Origin of the sequence: Edwardsiella hoshinae NBRC 105699 = ATCC 33379, from assembly GCF_000474215.1 — a bacterium.
Lineage (GTDB): Bacteria > Pseudomonadota > Gammaproteobacteria > Enterobacterales > Enterobacteriaceae > Edwardsiella > Edwardsiella hoshinae.
The window spans coordinates 1-1,916 of the sequence record NZ_BAUC01000081.1; the positions used below are offsets into that span (position 1 = coordinate 1).

Annotated in this window: 1 protein-coding gene; it reads left to right on the plus strand. The window is 60.5% G+C overall.

All coding sequences use genetic code 11. The annotated features are described in order from the left end of the window. A partial coding sequence (gene speF / locus EHO01S_RS16980) for an ornithine decarboxylase SpeF (protein ID WP_024525055.1) occupies positions 1-1,916 on the plus strand: 1,916 nt, incomplete at both ends.

Here is a 1,916-nt window from a genome sequence, read left to right on the forward strand (position 1 = left end):
ACCGGGGTATTTTCCTGTGACGACGGTAATCAGGATTTCTATGGAAAACAATTGGAAAGCGCGGCGCGAAAATATGAGGCCGCGCTGTTGCCACCCTTTTTCGGCAGCCTACAGGCCTATGTCCAGCAGGGTAACGCCGCCTTCGACTGCCCGGGGCACCAGGGGGGGCAATTCTTCCGCCGCCACCCGACCGGCCGCCAGTTCTTCGATTACTTTGGCGAGACCCTGTTTCGCTCCGATCTGTGTAACGCCGATGTCTCCATGGGTGACCTGCTGATCCACGAAGGCGCCCCCTGCGCCGCCCAACAGCATGCGGCCAAGGTATTCAACGCCGACAAGACCTACTTTGTGCTCAACGGCACGTCATCATCCAATAAAGTGGTGCTCAATGCACTGCTGGCGCCCGGTGATCTGGTCCTCTTTGACCGTAATAACCATAAATCTAACCACCACGGCGCATTGATTCAGGCCGGTGCCACGCCGGTCTATCTGGAAACCGCACGTAACCCGTTCGGTTTCATCGGGGGCATCGACGCACACTGCTTTGAGGAAACCTACCTGCGCGATCAGGTGCGCGAGGTGGCACCGGCGCGTGCCGAGGCGCAACGGCCGTTCCGCCTGGCGGTGATCCAGCTCGGTACCTACGACGGCACCATCTACAACGCCCGTCAGGTGGTGGACAAGATCGGCCATCTGTGTGACTACATCCTGTTCGACTCCGCCTGGGTTGGCTATGAGCAGTTTATCCCGATGATGAAGGCGTGTTCGCCGCTGCTGTTGGAGCTGAACGAGAACGATCCGGGGATCCTGGTGACTCAGTCGGTGCACAAACAGCAGGCCGGCTTCTCCCAAACCTCGCAGATCCATAAAAAGGACCGTCATATCAAGGGCCAGGCACGCTATGTCAACCACAAGCGCTTGAACAACGCCTTTATGATGCATGCCTCTACCAGCCCGTTCTATCCGCTGTTCGCCGCCCTCGACGTCAACGCCCGCATGCATGCCGGCGATAGCGGTAAGCGCATGTGGATGGCGTGCGTACGGCTGGGGATTGAAACCCGCAAGCTGCTGCTGCAAACCTGCCAACACATCCGCCCCTTCGTCCCGGAGACGGTCGATGGTCGCCCGTGGGAGAGCTTCGATACCGAGGAGATGGCCAACGATCTGCGCTTCTTCGATTTTGTTCCCGGTGAGCGCTGGCACGCCTTTGAGGGCTATGCCGCGCACCAGTATTTTGTCGATCCCTGCAAGCTGATGCTGACCACGCCGGGCATCGATGCCAAGAGCGGCGAATACCAGGCCTTTGGGGTACCGGCGACCATTCTGGCCAACTTCCTGCGCGAAAACGGCATCGTGCCGGAGAAATGCGACCTGAACTCGATTCTGTTCCTGCTGACCCCGGCGGAAGAGATGGCCAAGATGCAGCATCTGGTAGCACAAATCGCCCGCTTCGAACGCCTACTGGAGCAAGACGCCCCGCTCGCCGAGGTCCTGCCCTCGCTCTACCAGGCCCATGAGGCCCGTTACCGTGGCTACACCCTGCGCCAGCTGTGCCAGGAGATGCACGACCTGTATGTCAGCCACGACGTGAAGCAGTTACAGAAGGCGATGTTCCGCAAGGCGCACTTCCCGCGGGTCGCGATGAATCCGCAGCAGGCCAACATCGAATTTGTGCGCGGCAATGTCGAGCTGGTTGCCCTGGCGCAGGCCGAAGGGCGCATTGCGGCGGAAGGGGCACTGCCGTACCCGCCGGGAGTGCTGTGCGTGGTGCCGGGAGAGATCTGGGGCGGCGCGGTACAGCGTTACTTCCTGGCACTGGAAGAGGGCATCAACCTGTTGCCCGGCTTTGCGCCGGAGTTACAGGGGGTCTACCTCCAGCAGGATGAGGATGGCCGTCAGCGCGCCTATGGCTACGT